This is a genomic window from Inquilinus limosus, from assembly GCF_002195995.1.
Taxonomy (GTDB): Bacteria; Pseudomonadota; Alphaproteobacteria; order DSM-16000; family Inquilinaceae; genus Inquilinus; species Inquilinus limosus_C.
Window position 1 is genome coordinate 1 of sequence record NZ_NHON01000222.1, and the last position, 738, is coordinate 738.

General features: G+C 34.2%; 1 pseudogene. It reads right to left on the bottom strand.

Annotated elements, in window-relative coordinates:
* Positions 1-141: 141 nt before the first annotated feature.
* A pseudogene (locus BWR60_RS36075) lies at positions 142-594 on the bottom strand (IS4-like element ISAba33 family transposase); the annotation flags it as partial.
* Between the last annotated feature and the right edge of the window lie 144 nt (positions 595-738).

A 738-nucleotide genomic window follows, 5' to 3' on the forward strand; every position in this document is an offset into this window, starting at 1 on the left:
ATACGGTCTTTACCAAAAATGGATATAAAGCGTTGAATCAAAGCAATACGCTCTTTCGTATCTGAATTTCCACGTTTATTCAGTAATGTCCAAACGATAGGTATCGCTATTCCACGATAAACGATTGCGAGCATCAGGATATATACGGTCTTTACCAAAAATGGATATAAAGCGTTGAATCAAAGCAATACGCTCTTTCGTATCTGAATTTCCACGTTTATTCAGTAATGTCCAAAGGATAGGTATCGCTATTCCACGATAAACGATYGCRAGCATCAGGATATTAATATTTCGTTTTCCCCATTTACAATTGGTTCTATCTAAAGTCAGTTGCACTTGGTCGAATGAAAACATATTGAAAATCAACTGAGAAATTTGACGATAATCAAAATACTGACCTGCAAAGAAGCGYTGYATACGTCGATAAAATGATTGTGGTAAGCACTTGATGGGYAAGGCTTTAGATGCAGAAGAAAGATTACATGTTTGCTTTAAAATAATCACAAGCATGATGAGCGCAAAGCACTTTAAATGTGACTTGTTCCAYTTTAGAKATTTGTTTAAGATRAGATATAACTCATTGARATGTGTCATMRTATTCGTCGTGAGAAAACAAKTATTATGTCATTATTTCAATGAGTTATCTWTTTTTGTCGTGTACAGAGCTTGTGTATATAGAAATCGTCGTAAAAGATTAAACCTGCGGTTTAATTTACTTGCTGGCATATACAATTTAGA